This window comes from Kitasatospora sp. NPDC058032, assembly GCF_042885845.1.
GTDB lineage: Bacteria > Actinomycetota > Actinomycetes > Streptomycetales > Streptomycetaceae > Kitasatospora.
This window is the reverse complement of sequence record NZ_JBHVRK010000033.1, coordinates 23,493-43,832: the sequence shown is the minus strand read 5'-3', so window position 1 is coordinate 43,832 and position 20,340 is coordinate 23,493. Positions and strand designations below refer to the sequence as shown.

Below are 20,340 nucleotides of genomic sequence, written 5' to 3'. Positions count from 1 at the left end.
GTACGCTCAAACGCTCAAAACCCGAACCCCTATAGCGTGCCATGCGCCTGTCCCGAGTTCGGCACCGGAAGGCAGGTTGGGCGCACCGCCGGGTGGCGGGGCCCGGCGGCGGGCGTCCAGGACACCCCGGAGCCGCCCGTGCGCTCGGCCTCCGCCGCCGCGTACTGCGGGTCCCGTCCGGCCGCCACCAGGGCCCGCAGCCGGTCGAGACCGGGCCCCACCGGGCGGGCCGGGCGCTCGTCCGACGGCCAGCGCGCCAGCAGCGCGGCGAACGCCGCCGACCGGCCGGCGCAGCGCACCAGCAGCCCGTCCGCGTCCGGCAGCCCGGCCGCCGCCCGCACCAGCACCGCGCGGGCCCGGGCCGGCCGCTCCGCCGCGCAGTGCTCGGCCAGCCCGGCGACGGCGGCGGCCAGCACCTCCGGATCCGCCTCGGTGGCCAGCAGGGTGTCCAGCAGCTCGCAGCGCAGGGCGTCCGCCACCGGGTCGGGCACCGGACGGGACAGCACCTCGGCGAACGGCCGGCGCACGGCCGCCGCGCGGGCCGCCAGGGCGCTGCTCAGCAGCATCCGCAGCTCCAGCCGCGCCACCGCCCCCTCCACCGCCCCGTGCGCCAGCCGGCGGCCCAGGTAGTCGACGGCGACCGGCCCGGCCAGGGCCGGCCGCTCGCGCAGCAACCGGGCCGCCAGTTCGGCGCCGCGCCGGGCGGCCGACGGCGCCCGGGCGTCGGCCAGCACCCGCAGCGTGGCGGCCACCGGCGCACCGGCCGGGTCCGCGCCGCCCGGCCCGCCCAGCCGGTCCGCCAGCGCCGCGAGCACCGGCTCCGGGTCGCTCTCCAGCGCCGGGGCCAGCGAGCGCGCGGTCAGGAACCGGTCCTCACCGCGCCGGTACGCGGCCAGCGCCGCCGGAAGGTGCCCGGCCCGGCTCCGCCCGTCCCGCAGCAGCAGGGCCAGCGCGGCACCGTGCAGGGCCGGCTCGTCCTCCCTGGCCAGCAGGGCCAGCGCGGTGAAGCGCAGCAGTTCGGGCCCGGCACCGCGCGCGTACGGGGCCGTGCGCAGCGCGTGCACCGCGGCGGCGACGTGCCGCTCGGGGCGGGGGTCGTGGCTCCAGCGGTCCACCGCCCGGCAGAGCGCCGAGGGCTCCTCGACGGCCAGCACGGCCAGCAGCGCGTCCGCCCGCGGGTGCGCGGCCACGGCCAGCGCCTCGGTCAACTCGTCCAGCGCCAGCGCCCGGTGCGCGAACAGCAGGTCGTGCGCGAGGTCGGCGACGGTGACCCCGGGGCGGCCGGGCAGGCCGCGCGGATCGTCGAACCACGCGCACAGCAGCGGCAGCAGGCCCGCCGGTTCGGCCCGCAGCCGGGCGGCCACCGCGGCGAGGAACGGCCGGTCCGGGCCGTCGGCGGCCACCAGGCGCCGGTACAGGTCCAGTTCGCGCTCCACCGGCAGGCCCAGCGCGGCCCAGAACGCCGGGCCGTACCCGCCCAGCCCCGGCACCGGCAGCCGCTCGAACCCGCCCGCGACGGCGGCCCGCTCGACGATCCGATCGGCCAACTGCTCCAGCAGCGCCCGGTGTTCGCCGAGGTCGGGACTGGCCTCCAGACCCGCGGTGAGCAGGGCGCCGGCCCACCAGCAGGCTTCGCCGCCCGGCGGGTTCAGGTCCAGCGCCCGCCAGAGCCGGTGCAGCCACGGGTCCAGCGCCGGCGCGCCCCAGGTCTCGCCGATCCGCCGGAGCGCGGCGGCCACCGGGCCGATCCGGTGCCGCGGCACGGTGGCGCCCGCGCCCGGCGGCGCGGGCCGCTCTCCCCCGGCCGGGCGGCCGGGGTCGGCGGGCGGGGCGAGTGCGTCCTGCGCCTCCCCGAGCAGCAGCCGCAGCGCCCCGTCCAGGTCCAGGTGCTGGCCCTGCAGCCAGTCGGCGAACTCCCCGTGCGCGAACCGGTGGCCGGGCCCGGCCGGTACGAACAGGCCCTCCGCCAGCACGGCCGTCGCCCACCCGCCGGCCGCCGGGAACAGTTCCTCGAACGCGGCCCGGTCCAGGCCGCCCTCCCCGGCGCCGAGCATCCGCCGCGCCGCCTCGTGCACCCGCCCGGCCACCGCCGCCGCCGTACGCCGCACCCGCCCGGCGTCCTGCGCCGCCGACCGGACGGCGCCCCGGCGGTGGGCCCCGGGCCGCCGGACGCGGCCGTCCTCGGTGAGTCGCCGGGCCACCCGCAGGCAGCACAGGTCGAGGTGGGCCGCGAACAGTTCGCTGCGCAGCGCCGGCTCCCCGCGCAGTCCCTGCGCCCACAGCTCCCCCGCCAGCCGGACCGCCAGCGGGTGCCGGGCGTCCGGCTCCGCCGGCCACCCCGGCGGCAGTCCGTACCGTCCCCGCACCCGCTCGGCCGTCTCGACGGGCAGCGGTCCGAGCCGCCGGGCCACCACCCGCACCGCACCACCGGCCGGCGCCAGGGCCTGCCGGCCCTCCTCCCCGCAGGCGGTCAGCAATCGCGCGCCGCCCGCCGCCAGCCACCCCGCCGACGCCCGCAGCCAGTCCGCGCCGAGCGGCACCGGCGCCTCCTCCGGCCCGTCCAGCACCACCAGCAGCGGCCGTCCGGCCGCCGCACACAGGGCCGCCACCGCCGTCGCACCGGGCGGCGGCACCTCCAGCCTGGCCGCCGCGGACGCGAGCGCGCGCTCCACCGCCCCGGCGAGCGAGAGGTCACCGGCCGCCAGATCGGCCCCGCGCAGCCACACCGTGGGCTGCGGGCGCTCCCCGCCCCCGCGCCGCGCGGCCACGGCCGCCGCTTCGGTGCTCCGTCCCGATCCGGGCGCCCCCACCAGCGCCACCACCCTGGCCCCCGCCCCGCAGCGGTCCCGGCATCCCGGCTCGGCGCCCGCGGCGGACGCTCCGGCCGCCGCGCCCCCGAAAGCCCCCCACGACCCGGCGCCCGGCTGCGGCGAAGCGCCCCCCTCCTCGGCCCCGCACAACCCCCCGCAGGCCCCCACCGGGCCGCCGCCCTCCCCCGTCACCAGGAGGTCGGCCCACCACGCCGGACCGTCGGAGCGCTCCACCCGGTCGGCCGCCAGGGCGGCCACCCGGCCCGGACCCGCGCCCGCCGCCGCGACCTGGGCGGCGGTCAGCCGCAGCACCCCGGCCAGGTTGAGCGCCCGCCCGTAGGCGGGCACGTCGGCCGCGTTGCGCGCCAGCACCTCGGCGAGCGCCGGCCCGACCGCCCCGGCGCCGAGCACCGGGACGGCGGTCGGCGGCCCCGGCCGCCCCGGGGCCCGCAGGCCGGGCGCGACCACGGCGACCACGGCGCCGCTGCCCGCGTCCAGCACCGGCGCCCCGGCCGGGACGGCGGCCGCGTCCGCCGCCGAGGGCACGTCGAGCAGCAGCACGCCGCCGATCGGATGGAAGTGGTCCGCCTGCGGGTACACCGCCCCGGTGGTCGCGGCGACGGCGCAGCGCAGCAGCACGGTCCGCCCGTCCGCGCGTCCCTCGCCCCGCACCGGGACGGGCACCAGCAGCACTTCGCCGCCCCCGGCCGGCGGCGGTCCCGCGAGGGGCAGCGGCGCCACCGGCGGACCGTCGGCCGGGTCGGTGCGCAGCAGGGCGAGCCCGTGCCCGGGCAGCGGCCGGACACCGGCCGGGTCCACCGCCCGGGTCCGCCCGCCGGGCAGGTGCAGGACGATCCCGTCGAGGCCCGCGACGACCTCGTGGGCGGTGAGGACGGTGCCCTGCCGGTCGACGACGAAGCCGAGCCCGCGCAACCGTCCGTCCCGGTCGCGGATCCGCAGCAGCGACCGGCCCGCGTCGCCCGCCGCGGCGGTGTCGTCCTCCCCCGGAAAGCCCCTGAAGCCCCGCAGTCCCGGCATGCCCGCAGCCCTCCCCGCAGGGCCGGCCGGCCCTGGAGTGGACGCGTCGCGGCGACCTGCTCGCCGCCGGGGAGCCTGCCCGGCGCGCACGCGGACGGACCGCGCCCGCGCCGATCACCACCGCCGTTCACCTCGCGCGCTCCCCCGTGCGGGTGAACTTTCCCCGGTACCGGCCCCCGCGCGGAGCGGTCAGCCGACGAAGACGGCGACCGGCCGGGCCTGGCCGCCCTTCTCCTCCACCAGGGCCAGGAAGGTGCCGTCCGGCCCGAACACCGCGATCGGCCCCTCCACGCCCAGCCCGGGCGCCTTCAGCCGGGCGCCGTGCGAGAGCTGCTTCGCCTGGTCGGCGTCGAGGTCCCAGCGCGGGAAGGCGGCCGCCGCGGCCTCGCCGATCGGCAGCACCTCCAGCCCCGCGCCGGAGCCGCCGGTGACCGCCGCCTCCAGCTGCTCCAGGGTGCGCGCCGACTCCACCCCGTACGGGCCGACCTTGGTGCGCCGCAGCGCCGTGAGGTGGCCGCCGACGCCGAGCCCGGCGCCGAGGTCCCGGGCGAGCGCCCGGATGTAGGTCCCGGAGGAGCACTCCACGGTGACGTCGAGGTCGATCACCGGCGTGCCGTCCTCCGCCACCGCCGCGCGCTGCTCGTGCACGGTGAACGCGTGGATGGTGGTCGGCCGGGCGGCCAGCTCGAAGTCCTCGCCCTCGCGCACCCGCGCGTACGACCGCTTGCCGTCGATCTTGATCGCGCTGACCTTGGACGGCACCTGCATGATCGCGCCGGTGAGCGCCGCGATCCCGGCGTCGATCGCCTCGCGGGTCACCGCGTCGGCCGGGGTCGAGGAGGTGACCTCCCCCTCCCGGTCGTCGGTGACGGTGGTCTGGCCGAGCCGGACGGTCGCCTCGTAGGTCTTGGCGGTGAGCATCAGGTGGCCGAGCAGCCGGGTGGCCCGCTCGACGCCGATCACCAGCACGCCGGTGGCCATCGGGTCGAGGGTGCCGGCATGACCGACCTTCCGTGTCCCGGCCAGCCACCGCAGCTTGGCGACCACCCCGTGCGAGGTGATGCCCTCCGGCTTGTCGACGATGACCAGGCCGTCCGGGCCGGTGCCTTTGCGCTTCATCAAGTTCTCTCTGTCAAAGCCCTACACACATCAACCGCACCGCAAAGCTACCGAAAGCGCGGCGCGGCTACCGAACCCGCAGCGCGGCCCGGAAGCGCTCCACCACCACGGGGACGTCCTCCCGGGCCGAGAAGCCGGCCGCGAAGACGTGCCCGCCGCCGCCCAGCTCGGCGCAGGCCGCCGCGACGTCCACCGCGCCCTTGGAGCGCGAGGAACCGCGCAGCGTGCCGTCCGGGTCCTGCTTGAGCACCAGCGCCACCTCGGCCTCGGCCGGACGGCGCAGGATGTCGATCAGGCCCTCGATCTCCTCGACGGTGACGCTGAACAGCACCAGGTCCTGGTACGGCACCCAGGTCCACACCAGGCCGAGACCGCCCGCCGCCCGCGGCTCGTAGACGGCCCGGTCGAGCGCGCCGGCCAGCACCTTGAGGTAGCCGAAGGAGGAGGTGTCCCACAGCTGCCGCGCGATGAGGTCGTGCCGGATGCCGGTGGCCAGCAGCCGCGCGGCGAGCTCGTGCGTCGCCGGGGTGGTGGCCCGGTACTTGAACGAGCCGGTGTCGGTGGCGACACCGGTGTAGAGGCAGGCGGCCAGGTCCTGGTCCAGCTCGACGCCGAGCCGGCGCAGCAGTTCGTCCACCAGGACGGCGGTGGCCGGGGCGCCCGGGTCGATCAGCTGGTGGGTGCCGAAGCCGGGGTTGGAGGCGTGGTGGTCGAGGACGGCCAGCACCGGCGCGGCGAAGGCCTTGTCGTGCAGCAGGCCGAGCCGACTCTCCGCCGCGACGTCGAAGCAGAGCACCAGCTCGGGGGTGTCGGGCACCGCCGCGACCGGCACGATCAGCTCCTGGCCGGGCAGGAAGGCCAGCGACTCGGGGACGATCTGCGGATCGTCCCCGAAGGAGACCCGGACCTCCTTGCCGAGCCCGCGCAGGGCCAGCCCGGCCGCCAGTGCGGAGCCGAGCGCGTCGCCGTCCGGGCAGATGTGGCAGATCAGGTCGACCGAGCGGGCCCGCCCGATCTCCGCGACCAGCTGCTGCCAGACCAGCTCGCGCCCGCTCTCCTCGGAGCGCGGTCCGGGAAGCACCGCGAGGGCACCCTCCACCGTGTCGGTGGAGGACGCCCCCGTGGTCGAACCGGTACCGGCCGCCGAACCGGCCGCCGCCGGCTCACCCGCCATGACTACTCGTCCTCGTCGTCACGCTCGGCCGCCGGAACCTTGTACGGGTCCGCGTCGCCGGCGTAGGTCGCGCCCGCGGCGGTGGTCCGCACGGCGGCGTCGATGGCCCGGGCCCGGTCGAGCAGGTCGTCGATGTTCCGGGCGTTCTCCGGCAGCGCGTCCGCGACGAAGGTCAGCGTCGGGGTGAAGCGCACCCCGGTCTGCTTGCCGACCTCGGAGCGGAGCACGCCCTTGGCGCTCTCCAGCGCGGCGGCCGTGGCCTCACGCTCGGTGTCGTCGCCGAAGACGGTGTAGAAGACGGTGGCCTCGCGCAGGTCCCCGGTCACCCGTGCGTCGGTGATGGTCACGAACCCGAGTCGCGGGTCCTTGATCCGGCGCTCCAGGGTCTGGGCGACGACCACCTGGATGCGGTCGGCGAGCTTGCGCGCCCTTGCGGTGTCGGTCACGTTGCCTCCTCGTGCAGTGGGCCGGGTACTCGGGCGTGCTGCGCGCCCGTCGGGGCCCCTGCCCCAAAGTACCGGCCCGCGCCCAGCCTTGTGGGCGCTCTCGGTCCTGATCTGTGTGAGAACGGCGACTCACGCCGCCCGGCTCCACAGCTCTCATTCGTCGTCGTCGTTGTGGTAGCGCCTCCTGGCGGAGAGCAGTTCTACCTCGGGGCGGCCGGCGACCAGCCGCTCACAGCTGTCCAGGACCTCGGTGACGTACCCGGCCTCGCCGGACACCACCGCCAGGCCGATCTCGGCCCGCCGGTGCAGGTCCTGGTTCCCGGTCTCGGCAGCGCACACGCTGTACTTGCGCTGCAGTTCGGCCACGATGGGCCGCACGATCGACCGCTTCTCCTTGAGCGAGTGGACGTCGCCCAACAGCAGGTCGAAGGTGAGTGTTCCCACGAACATGTGTGACAGGTCTAGCCGACCTGGAAGGCCTCGGGGAGCGGTCCCGAACCGGACCGCTCCCCGGACCCTACACAGCAGGACCGGGGCCGGTCGACGGGAATTCCACCCGTCGACCGGCCCCGGCAGCCACCCGCTTACGCGCGCGGCTTCTCGCGCATCTCGTAGGTCTCGATGATGTCCTCGACCTTGATGTCGTTGAACGAGCCCAGGGTCACACCGGCCTCGAAGCCCTCGCGGACCTCGGTCGCGTCGTCCTTGAAGCGGCGCAGACCCTCGATGGTGAGGCTCTCCGCCACGACCTTGCCGTCGCGCAGCAGGCGGGCCTTGGTGTTGCGGCGGATGATTCCGTCGCGGACCAGGACACCGGCGATGTTGCCGAACTTGGAGGAGCGGAAGACCTCGCGGATCTCCGCGGCGCCGAGGCGCACCTCCTCGTACTCCGGCTTGAGCTTGCCCTTGAGGGCGTTCTCGATCTCCTCGATCGCCTGGTAGATGACCGAGTAGTACCGGACGTCCACGCCTTCCTTGTCGGCCGCGGCGCGCGCACGGCCTTCGGCGCGCACGTTGAAGCCGATGATGATGGCGTCCGAGCCCATCGCCAGGTCCACGTCGGACTCGGTGATGGCACCCACACCGCGGTGCAGGACCCGGAGCTCGACCTCCTCGCCCACGTCCAGCTTGACGAGGGCGTCCTCGAGGGCTTCCACCGAACCGGAGACGTCACCCTTGATGATGAGGTTGAGCTGCTCGATGGAGCCGGCGGCGATGGCCTTGTCCAGGTCCTCCAGGGACACCCGGACCCGACGCTGCGCGAAGGCGGCGTTGCGGTCGCGGGCCGAGCGCTTCTCGGCGATCTGGCGGGCGGTGCGGTCCTCGTCGACGACGATGAAGCTGTCGCCGGCGCGGGGCACCGAGGTCAGACCGAGCAGCAGCACCGGGCGGGACGGGCCGGCCTCGGCGAGGCTGTTGCCGTTCTCGTCCAGCATCGCGCGGACGCGGCCGTAGGCGTCGCCGACCACGATCGAGTCGCCGACGCGGAGGGTACCGCGCTGCACGAGGACGGTCGCCATGGCACCGCGGCCCTTGTCGAGGTGGGCCTCGATGGCGATACCCTGCGCGTCCTGCTCGGGGTTGGCCCGCAGGTCGAGCGAGGCGTCCGCGGTCAGGACCACGGCCTCCAGCAGCTGCTCGATGTTGAGGCCCTGGCGCGCGGAGATGTCGACGAACATGGTGTCGCCGCCGTACTCCTCCGCCACCAGGCCGAACTCGGTCAGCTGGCCGCGGACCTTGGTCGGGTCGGCGCCCTCGACGTCGATCTTGTTGACGGCGACCACGATCGGCACACCGGCGGCCTTGGCGTGGTTCAGCGCCTCGACCGTCTGCGGCATGACACCGTCGTTGGCCGCGACCACCAGGATCGCGATGTCGGTGGACTTGGCACCACGGGCACGCATGGCGGAGAACGCCTCGTGACCCGGGGTGTCGAGGAAGGTGATCGGGCGCTGCTCGCCGTTCACCTCGGTGACCACCTGGTAGGCACCGATGTGCTGGGTGATGCCACCGGCCTCGCCGGCCACCACGTTGGACTTGCGGATGGCGTCCAGCAGTCGGGTCTTACCGTGGTCGACGTGACCCATGACGGTGACGACCGGCGGGCGCGGGGCCAGCTGGTCCTCGTCGCCCTCGTTGGCGCCGAAGTCGATGTCGAACGACTCCAGCAGCTCGCGGTCCTCGTCGTCCCGGCTGACGATCTCGAGCTGGAAGCCCATCTCGTCGGCCAGCAGCTGCAGCGTCGCGTCGGAGACCGACTGCGTCGCGGTGACCATCTCACCGAGGTTGAACATGACGGAGACGAGCGCGGCCGGGTTGGCGTTGATCTTCTCCGCGAAGTCCATCAGCGAGGCGCCGCTCGACAGGCGAACGGTCTGGCCGTTGCCGCGAGGCAGCATCACACCGCCGACGGACGGGGCCTGCATGGCCTCGTACTCCTGGCGCTTCGCCCGCTTCGACTTGCGACCACGGGCCGGACGGCCACCGGGGCCACGGCCGAAGGCACCCTGCGTGCCACCACGGGCACCCGGGCCACCGGGACGGCCGCCGAAGCCACCCGGACGCGGACCGAAGCCGCCGCCGCCACCCGGGGCACCGCCACCGGGACGGGGGCCGCCGAAGCCGCCACCGGCCGGACGCGAGCCCGGACCGGCCGGACGGCCCTGGAAGCCCGGACGGGCGCCACCGGCACCCGGACCACCCGGACGGCCACCGGGGCCACCCGGACCACGGCCACCCGGGCCGGGACGCGGGCCCGGACCGGCCGGACGCTGCGGCATCATGCCCGGGTTCGGACGCGGCATGCCCGACGGGGTCGGACGCGGGCCGGCCGGACGCGGCATGCCGTCGGGGCGCGGAGCACCGGCACCCGGGGCACCCGGGGCGCCCGGACGCGGACGGTCGCCACCCGGACGGGGGGCACCGGCGCCGGGGGCACCCTGGCCACCCGGACGGGGACGGTCGCCACCCGGACGCGGACGGTCGCCACCCTGGCCGGCCGGAGCACCCGGACGGGCACCCGGCGCGCCCTGACGGCGGTCGCCGGGGCGGGCCATACCGGTGGCGCTGCCCGAGGTGAACGGGTTATTGCCCGGACGCGGACCGGCCGGACGCGGGCCCGGACGGGCACCGCCGGCGGCGGGACCGGCCGGACGCGAGGCCTGCGAGGCCTGCTGGGCCTGCGGGGCCTGGCGCGGGGCCTGGGTCTCGGCGGCCTCGGGGGCCGGCGAGGAGAACTCGGCCGCGGGGGCGGCCGGCGCCGCGGGGCGCGGAGCCGGGCGCGGGCCCGGCGTCGGGCCGGACGGCCGGGCCGCGGCGGGGGCGGCCGGCGCCGGAGCGGCGGCCGCGGGGGTCGGACGGGGACCGGGGGCCGCGGGGCGCGGACCCGGGGTCGGAGCACCCGGCTTGGGTGCACCCGCGGCCGAACCGGCCGCGGGCTGGGGCGCCGCGGGCTTCCGCGGGCCCGGCTTGGCAGCGGAACCACCGGTGGGGGCCACACCAAGCGCGTCAGTCAACTTGCGTACGACCGGCGCCTCGATCGTCGAGGACGCCGAACGGACGAACTCACCCAGCTCGGTCAGCTTGGCCATGACGGCCTTGCTCTCCAAACCGAGTTCCTTGGCGAGTTCGTAAACCCGGACCTTAGCCACTTCACTCCTGTCTATGAGTCCGGGGGTCTCGTCCGCCGGACTGTCGCTACTTCATGGGCGTACCCATCGCGTACTCATCGCGTACTCATCGAGTGCTCATCGCAATCTCGACCTACTTCCACATCGCGAGGTACCTGACTGGTGGCACGGCGTACGGCTGCCCGTGTGCCGTGCTTGTTGCGGTGGTTCTCCGCCGCGCGAGCGGCGGCCGTCACGGGGAGCTGTCGCTCACCCGCTCCTCGATGTACCCGCGGAGCCGCCCGGTGTCGAGCGCGCCCTGGATCCGGAAGGCCCGGGGGAACGCCCGTCGGCGGACCGCGAGGTCGAGGCAGGCCGGTTCGGGGTGCAGGTGTGCGCCCCGGCCCGGCAGTGCGCCACGGGGATCAGGGACGCAGACGCCCTCGACCGCCGTGACACGCAACAGCTGGTGCTTGGCCGCTCGCTTGCGGCAGCCCACGCAGGTGCGTTCCGGGCGTGCTCGGACGTGCGTCCGGCCAGACGAAGGCAAGTCTACCCCTCCGAAGGGACATGGCGCCGCCCCGCCGATCCCGGAGGGAACGGCAGGGGCACTCGGACAACAACGACTACGGGGTCGCGGATTCCTGTTCGCCACCCTCGGTGTCCGGCCGGATGTCGATCCGCCACCCGGTGAGCCGGGCCGCGAGACGGGCGTTCTGCCCCTCCTTGCCGATCGCCAGCGACAGCTGGTAGTCCGGCACGATCACCCGCGCGGAGCGCTGGGCGGCGTCGACGATCTCCACGCTGGTCACCCGGGCGGGGGACAGCGCGGCGGCGACCATCTCGCGCGGGTCCTCCGACCAGTCGACGATGTCGATCTTCTCGCCGTGCAGCTCGCCCATCACCGCGCGCACCCGGGAGCCCATCGGGCCGATGCAGGCGCCCTTGGCGTTCAGCCCCTGGCGGCGCGACCAGACCGCGATCTTGGTCCGGTGGCCGGCCTCACGGGCGATCGCCGCGATCTCCACGCTGCCGTCCGCGATCTCCGGGACCTCCAGCGCGAACAGCTTCTTCACCAGGTTCGGGTGGGTGCGCGACAGCGTCACCGACGCGCCGCGCACACCACGGCGCACGGCCACGACGTAGCACTTCAGCCGGGTGCCGTGGCGGTAGTCCTCGCCCGGGACCTGCTCCTGCGGCGGGAGGATGGCCTCCAGCTTGCCGATGTCGACCAGCACGTTCTTCGGGTCGTTGCCCTGCTGGACGACACCGGTGACGATGTCGCCCTCCTTGCCCGCGTACTCGCCGAAGGTCTGGTCGTCGGCGGCGTCACGCAGCCGCTGCATCATCACCTGCATGCCGATGCTGGAGGCGATCCGGCCGAAACCGCTCGGGGTGTCGTCGAACTCCTTCGGCTCGACACCCTCCTCCAGCTCCGACGCGTCCTCGGTCGCCCAGACCGTCACGTGGCCGGTCTTGCGGTCCAGCTCGACCCGGGCGCGGCGGCGCGAGCCCTCGGTGCGGTGGTACGCGGTGAGGAGGGCCGACTCGATCGACTCGACCACGAGGCCGAAGGGGATGTTCTTCTCGCTGACCAGCGTGCGCAGGGCACTCATGTCGATGTCCACGGCTACGCCTCCTCGTCTTTCGTCACGTTCATCATGGTGCGGTCGGTGCGCAGGTCGTCACTCCGCACCGTCGTCCCCCTCGTCGAGCAGCAGCTCGTCGTCCTTGCGGTTGAACTCCACCTGGACCCGGGCCCGGGCGACCTCGCCGTACTCCAGCCGGCGCTCCTTGGGCCGGCCGCGGCCCTTCACCGGCTGCACCTCGACCAGCGCGCCGTCCTCGTCCGCCTCCAGCACCCGGGCGACGATCTCCCCGCCGTCCACCAGGTGGATCCTGGCCAGCCGGCCCTCGGCGCGGATCCAGTGCCGCGGCACGCTCAGCGGACGCTCAGCGCCGGGCGAGCCGACCTCCAGGACGTACGCCCCGGAACCCATCACGTCCGACTCGTCCAGGGCCTCGCCGACCACCCGGCTGAACTCGGCGATGGTGTCCAGGTCCACGCCGCCGTCGGCGTCCACGTCGATCTGCACCTGGCGGCGGCTGCCCGCCTGGGTGACCTTGACGTCCTCCAGGTCCAGGCCCGCCTGCGCGGCCAGCGGCTCCAGCAACGCGCGCAGCCGGTCGATGTGGGTGGTGCTCATCCGGGTGGACTCCTCGGCCGCGTCTGCTGTTGTCGGAAGGTCGCCCCGCACCCCCGGCGCCGGTACGGCGCGCGGCCGGGTCGCGGCAGCTCGGCCCAAAGCCTAGCCGGTGAACCCCCCAACCACCGATTCCGGCCCCGGCGCCGCCGCACCCGGTGCGAGCAAGCTCACACCCCTCACCGACAACTCGATCGGCCCCCACAGACGTAAGGATTCTGTAATCATTCACGCCAACGAGGGCAGGCGGGCAGGCCGTCCTCCCGTACACGCCCCGGAGTGACACCCATGCAGCCGCGCAGCCGACGGACCTTCCTCACCCTCGGACTGCTCGTCACCGCCGGCACAGCCCTCACCGCCTGCACCGAGCCCCACGGCACCCCCCCGGCCGGCGCCGCCCGCCGCCCCGACCCGGACGAGCCGATCCGGCTGCGCGCCGTCGCCGCCACCGACACCCTCCTGGCCGGCTACGACGCCCTCCTCCCCCAGGCCCCCCAGCTCCAGCCGCTGCGCGCCGAGGTCGCCCAGCACCGCGCCGCCCTCCAGCCCACCACCACCGCACCCCCCACCGTCACCGCCCCACCCAGCAGCGCCCCCACCACCCTCACCGCCCTGGCCGCCCTCGAACGCCAGACCGCCCAGTCCCGCCTCGCCGACCTGGACGCCGCCTCCCCCCCACTGGCCCGCCTGCTGGCCTCCGTCTCCACCGCCGGCGTCCTGCACGCCGCAGCCCTCGGCGACCCCGGCGCCCCCGCCGCCTCAACCCCCTCCCCCACCCCCGCCGGTGACCCGGCCACCGCCTTCCAGGACGCCCTGAGCGCCGAACACGCCGCCGTCTACGGCTACGGCGTGGTCGGCGCCCGCCTCACCGACGACCAGCAGCGCACCGACGCCCGCACCACCCTGGCCGCCCACCAGTCCCGCCGCGACGCCTGGCAGCGCCTCCTCGCCACCAGCGGCGCCACCCCCACCGCCGCGGCCGCCGGCTACCAGCTCCCCTTCCCGGTCACCGACGCCCCCGCCGCCACCCGCCTCGCCGCCCACCTGGAAACCCGCCTCACCACCGTCTACGCCGACCTGGTCGCCGCCGCCCCCACCCCCCACCGCCTCCTCGCGGCCGACGCCCTCCGCGACTCCGCCCTCCGCGCCCACCACTGGGGCGCCGCCCCCACCCCCTTCCCCGGCCTCCCCAGCTCCCCCGCCCCCAGCACCGCCCCCTGACCGGGCGCGCGAGCCAAGCCGCGCGCCCGCAGAAAACTCACCCGCACCACCCCGCCCGCCCCCACCCCGCGCCGCCACCCCCCATCCTTCCCATAACGGACAATGAACCCGTACCGCCCCAGGGGACCCGCGACCGGAAGGCCACCATGTCGGCACCAGCACCAGGACGGATCACCGTCCCCGACTGGCTCACCCGCAGCATCACCGCCGCCCACCCCGCCGAGGCGACCAGCTGGCTGGCCGAACTGCCCGCCCTCGTCTCCGCCCAGCTCACCCGCCTCGGCCTCACCCTGGACCGCGTCCTGGACCCCGGCGGCACCCTCGGCCTGGTCGCCTACGTCCACCGCGACGACGACCTCACCCCGGCCGCCCTCAAGGTCTCCCTCCGCACCCCCGAAACCGCCCACGAGCCCGAAGCCCTCACCACCTGGGCCGGCCGCGGCGCCGTCCTCCTGCTCGACGCCCACCAAACCCCCACCGCCAGCGTCCTCCTCCTGGAACGCCTCCACGGCGAGATCCCGCTCCGCTCCCTCGCCGAACCCAAGGCCATGCTGGAAGCCACCAGCCTCCTCCACCGCCTCTGGCTCCCCCTCCCCTCGTCCCCCTCGCCCTCGTCCCCCTCGTCCCTCCCGCTCCCCACCCTCCCCGACACCGTCCCCACGGTCCCCGACGAACTCCCCGCCCTCCCCGACGAAGCCACCCCCCTCCTCACCGAGGCCAGGGAAACCGCCACCTCCCTCACCGCCTCCGCCACCGAGGAGTTCCTCCTCCACGGCGACTTCCACCACGGCAACGTCCTCGCCGCCGACCGCGCCCCCTGGCTGGCGATCGCCCCCCGCCCCCTGGTCGGCGAACGCGCCTACGACCTGGCCCGCCTCGCCCTGGACCGCGCGGACACCCTCGTCGGCTCCCCCGGCCTCCCCGCCGCCCTCCGCCGCCGGCTGCACCAACTCGCCGAAGCCCTGGACGTCGACCGCGACCGCCTCCGCGGCTGGACCCTGGTCCGTGCCGTCGACCTCGCCCTGACCGCCCTCGCCGCCGGCCGCCGCCCCGAGGCCGAGCTCTACCTGGAGTTCGCCGGCGCGCTCTGAGCGGGCCCGGCCCCGCCGGCCTCCCGCAACGGCAACGGCGCCCCCATCACCGCGTACCGCCGCTCCGTGTTCGGAAAGTGCACGGCCCGCGCGAGGTCCCGGTACCCCAGGGACCGGTAGAGCCGCCGGGCCGGCGTCTCGGCGTCGATCGCGGAGAGGATGCTGCGGTCCATCCCGGAGAGCCCGGTCAGCGTGCGGATCAGCGCCGAGCCGACCCCCCGCCCCTGGTACTCCGGCAGCACGTGCAACTCGGTGACCGCGAAGACGCCGTCCAGCCAGTCCCCGTACCCCCGGGCGACCAGATAGGGCTCGATCACCGTGCTCCACCAGTGCTCCCGGTGGTTGGGCATCCCGTACCCGAACCCCACCAACCGCCCCCGCCCAGCCATCCCCTCGCCCCCGCTGAACGCCCCGAGCGCGATCACCCCCGGCTGCTGCGCATGCCGCCCGACGATGTGCAGCCGGACCATGACCTCCTCCGGCGTGAGCCCGAACGCCACCGCCTGGACCTCAAGGGCCTGCGGAGCCCACACCGCAAGGTCGATGGCCTCGACCGTCACACCCGTCAGCCGCTCCATGCCCGATTCCCGCCCCTCAGAACAGCACGCTCATGAACGCCCCGACCTCCCGGAACCCCACCCGCCGGTACGCGGCCCGCGCCCGCAGGTTGTAGTCGTTGACGTACAGCGAGACCACCGGCGCCACCTCCCGCAGCGCGACGTCCAGCACCGCCGCCATCCCGATCTCGGAGAGCCCCTTCCCCCGCTGCTCGGGCGCCACCCAGACCCCCTGGATCTGGCAGGCCCCCGCCGTGACGGCCCCGATCTCGGCCTTGAACACGACCTCCCCCGCCTCCCCGAACCGGGCGAACGAGCGCCCGGTGGAGACGAGTTCGGCGACCCGGGCCTGGTAGAGCAGCCCCCCGTCGCCGGCCAGCGGAGAGACCCCGACCTCCTCGGTGAACATCGCCACACAGGCCGGCATCAGGGTCTCGATCTCGTTGCGCCGCACCCGCCGCACCAGCGGATCCGGCGAGATCTCCGCGGACGGCACGCTCGTCGACATCAGCGGCTGGTGCGCCCGCACCTCCCGGGCCGGCCCCCAACTGCGCTCCAGCAGCGCCCACAGCGCCGACGTGGGCCCGGCCGGGCCCACGATGGAGGAACAGCGGCGCCCCTGTCTGCGGGCGCGCTCGGCGAAGGCCTGGACCGCCTGCGGCCCGGCGTTCACCAGGACCAGGTTGGCCCCCGCGTAACAGAGCGCGTCGAGTTCGCCGTGCTCGTCGTACCAGCCCCACATCTCGCCGCCGAGCCGCCACGGGTCGAGGCCGACGGCCTCCACCCGGGTGGCCACGAAGGCGTTGGCGACCGGGTCGCGGTGGAGGACGGCGAGCGCGTCGGCGAGGTCCGGCGGTTCCAGCACGCGGGTGGTCGCCAGGGCGCGCGCGGCCTGGAACGAGCTGGGGAGCATCACACCTCGATCGAGCATCGAGACAGCACCTTACTGAGACGACTCTGGCCGCACCCTACTCCGTGCCCCCACCCGGCTACGGCCGCGGGGCCGCCCGCGCACGGACGGCCCCGCTTCCGGAAGACTTTCGGACGGCCCGGCACCCCCGGTACCGGGCCGGGTCACTCGCCGGCGGTGACGGTCGGAGCGCCGGACTCGGCGCCCTCGGCCTCCATCTGCTCGGCGATCTTGAACGCCTCCTCGATCAGGGTCTCCACGATCTTGGACTCGGGGACGGTCTTGATGACCTCGCCCTTGACGAAGATCTGGCCCTTGCCGTTGCCGGAGGCGACACCGAGGTCGGCCTCGCGCGCCTCGCCCGGACCGTTGACGACGCAGCCCATGACGGCGACGCGCAGCGGCACGTTCATGCCCTCCAGACCCGCCGTGACCTCCTCGGCGAGCTTGTAGACGTCGACCTGGGCGCGGCCGCAGGACGGGCAGGAGACGATCTCCAGACCGCGCTGGCGCAGGCCCAGCGACTCCAGGATCTGGTTGCCGACCTTGATCTCCTCGGCCGGCGGGGCGGACAGCGAGACCCGGATGGTGTCGCCGATGCCCTCGGCGAGCAGCGCGCCGAAGGCGACCGCGGACTTGATGGTGCCCTGGAAGGCCGGACCGGCCTCGGTGACACCGAGGTGCAGCGGGTAGTCGCAGGCGGCGGCGAGCTGGCGGTAGGCGTTGATCATCACGACCGGGTCGTTGTGCTTGACCGAGATCTTGATGTCGCGGAAGTCGTGCTCCTCGAAGAGCGAGCACTCCCAGAGCGCGGACTCGACCAGCGCCTCGGGGGTGGCCCGGCCGTACTTCTCCAGCAGGCGCTTGTCGAGCGAGCCGGCGTTGACGCCGATCCGGATCGGCACGCCGGCGTCCTTGGCCGCCTTGGCGATCTCGCCGACCTTGTCGTCGAAGGCCTTGATGTTGCCCGGGTTGACGCGGACCGCGGCGCAGCCGGCGTCGATGGCCGCGAAGACGTACTTCGGCTGGAAGTGGATGTCGGCGATCACCGGGATCTGCGACTTCTTGGCGATGATCGGCAGTGCGTCGGCGTCGTCCTGGGAGGGGACGGCGACCCGCACGATCTGGCAGCCGGACGCGGTGAGCTCCGCGATCTGCTGCAGCGTGGCGTTGATGTCCGAGGTCACCGTGGTCGTCATGGACTGCACCGAGACGGGGGCGTCGCCGCCGACCGGGACGTTGCCGACCATGATCTGACGGGAGACACGGCGCTTGGCGAGCGGCTTGAGCGGCAGAGACGGAATACCGAGCGAGATCGCGGTCATGTGCGCAGGGTTCCCCGGGGTTGAGGTGTGGTCGGTCCGGCCGCTGGGACGGCCGGGCCCGGACGCGCCGACGATCGCACGCCCGGGCTCCAACGGTACGGCACGGCAACGGGCGCCCGCGCACCCACCGGCCCCCGCCCTAGCTGATCTTGACGGGGTTCACCAGGTCGGCCACCAGCACCAGCAGGGTGAAGCCGATGAACACGCTGGCCACGACGTAGGCGAGCGGCATCAGCCGGGCCACGTCGAACGGGCCGGGGTCGGGACGGCGGAAGAGGGCGGCGAAGCGGCGGCGCACCGACTCCCAGACCGCTCCCGCGATGTGGCCGCCGTCCAGCGGCAGCAGCGGCAGCATGTTGAAGAGGAACAGCGAGAGGTTGATCCCGGCGAGCAGGTTGACGAAGTAGGCGACCCGCTGGCTGCCCGGGATGTCCAGCGCGAACACCTCGCCGCTGACCCGGGCGGCACCGACCATGCCGATCGGCGAGTCGGACTCGCGCGGGGTGCCGTCCACCACCGAGTGCCACAGGCCCGGGATCTTGCCGGGCAGCGCGGCGAGCGACTTCACGCCGTTCTGCGCCATGTCGTACATCCGGTCGACGGACTGCCCGAAGCCGAGCTGGACCACGCCGCTGGTCGGGGTGAAGCCGAGGAAGCCGGCCCGCACCGTCTCGCCCTTGACCGGCACGCCGTTGTCGTCGTACTTCTGCACGTCGTTGACGGCGATGGTCGGGGTGAGGGTGAGCTGCTGCCCGCCGCGCTCGACCACCACCTCGACCGTCCTGCCGGCCGACTTGCGGATGTCGCCCTGGAGCTGCTCGTAGGTGGTGATCCGGTCGCCGTCGAAGGAGACCACCTTGTCGCCCGGCTTCAGCCCGGCCTGGAAGGCGGGCGCCACGGGCGCGTCCGCCGGGCAGGTGTCGGTCGGCTGGCCGGCCTTCACCACGCACTCCGAGACGGTGCCGATGGTCGGCACCGACATCGGGACGCCGAAGCCCATCATCACCGTCAGGAAGAGCCCGAAGGAGAGGATCAGGTTCATGAATGGCCCGGCGAACATGACGATCACGCGCTTCCAGGGCTTGCGCGTGTAGAAGAGCCGGTTCTCGTCGCCCTCCTTGACCTCCTCGTAGGAGGCCTCCCTGGCGTCCTCGATCATGGTCCGCCAGGGCGAGGTGGAGCGCTGGGTGATCCGCCCGTCCGCACCGGGCGGGAACATCCCGATCATCCGGATGTACCCGCCCAGCGGAACGGCCTTGAGGCCGTACTCGGTCTCGCCCTTCTTCCGCGACCAGACCGTCGGGCCGAAGCCGACCATGTACTGCGGCACCCGGATGCCGAACAGCTTGGCCGTGGAGAGGTGGCCGAGCTCGTGCCAGGCGATCGAAACGAGCAGTCCCAGTACGAAGACCAGGATGCCGACCACCGTCATCACCGTTGCCACCGCTGCTCCTCCGTCATGCCACTCCGCTCATCCTGTCGTCGTACCGGTCGTCCGGCGGTGCCGTCCGGGCGGTCCCGGATCAGCCCCCGGCCAGCTCGCGGGCCCGGGCGCGCGCCCAGTCCTCCGCGTGCAGGACGTCCTCGACCGTCAGCGAAGTTCCCGCCACCGGCGTGCCGTGCTCCGCCACGACCTTCGCCACAGTGTCCACGATCCCGGTGAAGGCGAGGCGGCCGTTCAGGAAGGCGTCCACGCACTCCTCGTTGGCCGCGTTGAACACCGCCGGGGCGGTGCCGCCCAGCGTGCCGACCTCGCGGGCCAGCTCGACCGCCGGGAAGGCGTCGTCGTCCAGCGGGAAGAACTCCCAGGTCGCCGCCTTGGTCCAGTCGCAGGCCGGGGCCGCGTCCGGCACCCGGTCCGGCCAGCCCAGTCCCAGCGCGATCGGCATCCGCATGTCCGGCGGGCTCGCCTGCGCCAGCGTGGAGCCGTCCGTGAACTCCACCATCGAGTGGACGACCGACTGCGGATGGACCACGACCTCGATCCGGTCGAACGGCACGTCGTACAGCAGGTGCGCCTCGATCACCTCCAGGCCCTTGTTCACCAGGGTGGCCGAGTTGATCGTGACGACCGGGCCCATCGCCCAGGTCGGGTGCGCCAGCGCCTGGGCCGGGGTGACGCCCGCCAGTTCGGCGCGGCCGCGGTTGCGGAACGGGCCGCCGCTCGCCGTCACCACCAGCTTGCGGACCTCCGCCCGGGTGCCGCCGGCCAGCGCCTGGAACAGCGCGGCGTGCTCCGAGTCCACCGGTACGATCTGCCCCGGCTGCGCGGCCGCCTTCACCAGCGGACCGCCGACGATCAGGGACTCCTTGTTGGCCAGCACCAGCACCCGGCCGGCCCGCAGCGCCGCCAGCGTCGGGCGCAGGCCGATCGAGCCGGTGATGCCGTTCAGCACCGAGTGGCACTCCATCGCCGCCAACTCGGTCGCCGCGTCCGGACCGACCAGCACGGCCGGCAGCGCACGGCCCGCCGCCTTCGCCGCCAGCGCCTCGCGCAGCGCCGGCCCGGCCGCCGGATCGGCCACCGCCACGGTGTGCACGCCCAGCCGCAGCGCCTGCTCGGCGAGCAGCTCCACCCGGCCGCCGGCCGCCGACAGGGCCACCACCCGGAACCGGTCCGGGTTGCGCAGGACCACGTCGATGGCCTGGGTGCCGATCGAACCGGTGGAGCCGAGGATCACCAGCTCCCGGGGGCCGGAAGGGGTGTTCACCTCGGGGGTGAACCGCAGCTGCGGGTGGGCGAGCGAAGTCATGCGCCCATTGTGTCCTGCCCGGCCCCCGGCCCGGCACCACGGGACCGTTCCCGGGGCGCCGGACGCGCCCCCGGGCTACCGTCG

The 20,340-nt window shown here is 74.8% G+C and carries 16 protein-coding genes; 2 read left to right on the top strand and 14 right to left on the bottom strand.

Annotation, left to right across the window (positions count from 1 at the left end; genetic code table 11):
- Positions 1-29: 29 nt before the first annotated feature.
- From ACFVUH_RS33220 to rimP, 9 genes are all read right to left on the bottom strand, one after another.
- Positions 30-3,848 (bottom strand): trypsin-like peptidase domain-containing protein, encoded by a 3,819-nt coding sequence (locus ACFVUH_RS33220; protein ID WP_387917193.1) that lies wholly within the window; start codon positions 3,846-3,848, stop codon positions 30-32.
- Between the two features lie 189 nt (positions 3,849-4,037).
- Positions 4,038-4,967 carry a tRNA pseudouridine(55) synthase TruB gene (truB, locus tag ACFVUH_RS33215; protein ID WP_355372122.1) on the bottom strand — a complete coding sequence of 310 codons (930 nt, stop codon included), beginning with the start codon at positions 4,965-4,967 and terminating at the stop codon, positions 4,038-4,040.
- Between the two features lie 67 nt (positions 4,968-5,034).
- Positions 5,035-6,141 (bottom strand): bifunctional oligoribonuclease/PAP phosphatase NrnA, encoded by a 1,107-nt coding sequence (locus ACFVUH_RS33210; protein ID WP_355372125.1) that lies wholly within the window; start codon positions 6,139-6,141, stop codon positions 5,035-5,037.
- A gap of 2 nt (positions 6,142-6,143) precedes the next feature.
- Positions 6,144-6,587 (bottom strand): 30S ribosome-binding factor RbfA, encoded by a 444-nt coding sequence (gene rbfA, locus ACFVUH_RS33205; RefSeq protein WP_355372127.1) that lies wholly within the window; start codon positions 6,585-6,587, stop codon positions 6,144-6,146.
- A gap of 153 nt (positions 6,588-6,740) precedes the next feature.
- Positions 6,741-7,037, bottom strand: coding sequence for a DUF503 domain-containing protein (locus ACFVUH_RS33200; protein WP_355372129.1), 297 nt, complete (start codon positions 7,035-7,037; stop codon positions 6,741-6,743).
- A gap of 134 nt (positions 7,038-7,171) precedes the next feature.
- Positions 7,172-10,237: a translation initiation factor IF-2 gene (gene infB, locus ACFVUH_RS33195; protein WP_387917191.1), complete on the bottom strand. Its 3,066-nt coding sequence runs from the start codon at positions 10,235-10,237 to the stop codon at positions 7,172-7,174.
- 211 nt (positions 10,238-10,448) lie between these two features.
- Positions 10,449-10,694: a YlxR family protein gene (locus ACFVUH_RS33190; protein ID WP_355372135.1), complete on the bottom strand. Its 246-nt coding sequence runs from the start codon at positions 10,692-10,694 to the stop codon at positions 10,449-10,451.
- Positions 10,695-10,821: 127 nt separating this feature from the next.
- Positions 10,822-11,823 (bottom strand): transcription termination factor NusA, encoded by a 1,002-nt coding sequence (gene nusA, locus ACFVUH_RS33185; protein ID WP_355372137.1) that lies wholly within the window; start codon positions 11,821-11,823, stop codon positions 10,822-10,824.
- 57 nt (positions 11,824-11,880) lie between these two features.
- Positions 11,881-12,402 carry a ribosome maturation factor RimP gene (gene rimP / locus ACFVUH_RS33180; RefSeq protein WP_355372140.1) on the bottom strand — a complete coding sequence of 174 codons (522 nt, stop codon included), beginning with the start codon at positions 12,400-12,402 and terminating at the stop codon, positions 11,881-11,883.
- Between the two features lie 285 nt (positions 12,403-12,687).
- Between rimP and ACFVUH_RS33175 the strand changes: the two genes are divergently transcribed.
- Positions 12,688-13,620, top strand: a complete 933-nt coding sequence (locus ACFVUH_RS33175; protein WP_387917189.1) for a ferritin-like domain-containing protein — start codon at positions 12,688-12,690, stop codon at positions 13,618-13,620.
- Between the two features lie 146 nt (positions 13,621-13,766).
- Positions 13,767-14,711 carry an aminoglycoside phosphotransferase family protein gene (locus tag ACFVUH_RS33170; protein WP_387917188.1) on the top strand — a complete coding sequence of 315 codons (945 nt, stop codon included), beginning with the start codon at positions 13,767-13,769 and terminating at the stop codon, positions 14,709-14,711.
- Here the strand turns inward: ACFVUH_RS33170 and ACFVUH_RS33165 are convergent.
- The 5 genes from ACFVUH_RS33165 to dxr all read right to left on the bottom strand — a co-directional run bounded on the left by ACFVUH_RS33165 (position 14,684) and on the right by dxr (position 20,256).
- Positions 14,684-15,289, bottom strand: a complete 606-nt coding sequence (locus ACFVUH_RS33165; RefSeq protein ID WP_355372147.1) for a GNAT family N-acetyltransferase — start codon at positions 15,287-15,289, stop codon at positions 14,684-14,686. The genes ACFVUH_RS33170 and ACFVUH_RS33165 overlap by 28 nt on opposite strands.
- A 16-nt stretch (positions 15,290-15,305) precedes the next feature.
- A complete protein-coding gene (locus tag ACFVUH_RS33160) occupies positions 15,306-16,181 on the bottom strand; it encodes a GNAT family N-acetyltransferase (protein ID WP_387917216.1) in 876 nt (291 codons plus the stop codon).
- Between the two features lie 161 nt (positions 16,182-16,342).
- The gene (ispG, locus tag ACFVUH_RS33155; RefSeq protein ID WP_355372150.1) at positions 16,343-17,503 is read right to left on the bottom strand and encodes a flavodoxin-dependent (E)-4-hydroxy-3-methylbut-2-enyl-diphosphate synthase; all 1,161 of its coding nucleotides are present in this window, start codon (positions 17,501-17,503) and stop codon (positions 16,343-16,345) included.
- A gap of 139 nt (positions 17,504-17,642) precedes the next feature.
- Complete coding sequence (locus ACFVUH_RS33150) at positions 17,643-18,947, bottom strand: M50 family metallopeptidase (protein WP_387917186.1); 1,305 nt, start codon at positions 18,945-18,947, stop codon at positions 17,643-17,645.
- A gap of 79 nt (positions 18,948-19,026) precedes the next feature.
- Positions 19,027-20,256, bottom strand: a complete 1,230-nt coding sequence (dxr, locus tag ACFVUH_RS33145; protein WP_387917185.1) for a 1-deoxy-D-xylulose-5-phosphate reductoisomerase — start codon at positions 20,254-20,256, stop codon at positions 19,027-19,029.
- Positions 20,257-20,340: the final 84 nt, after the last annotated feature.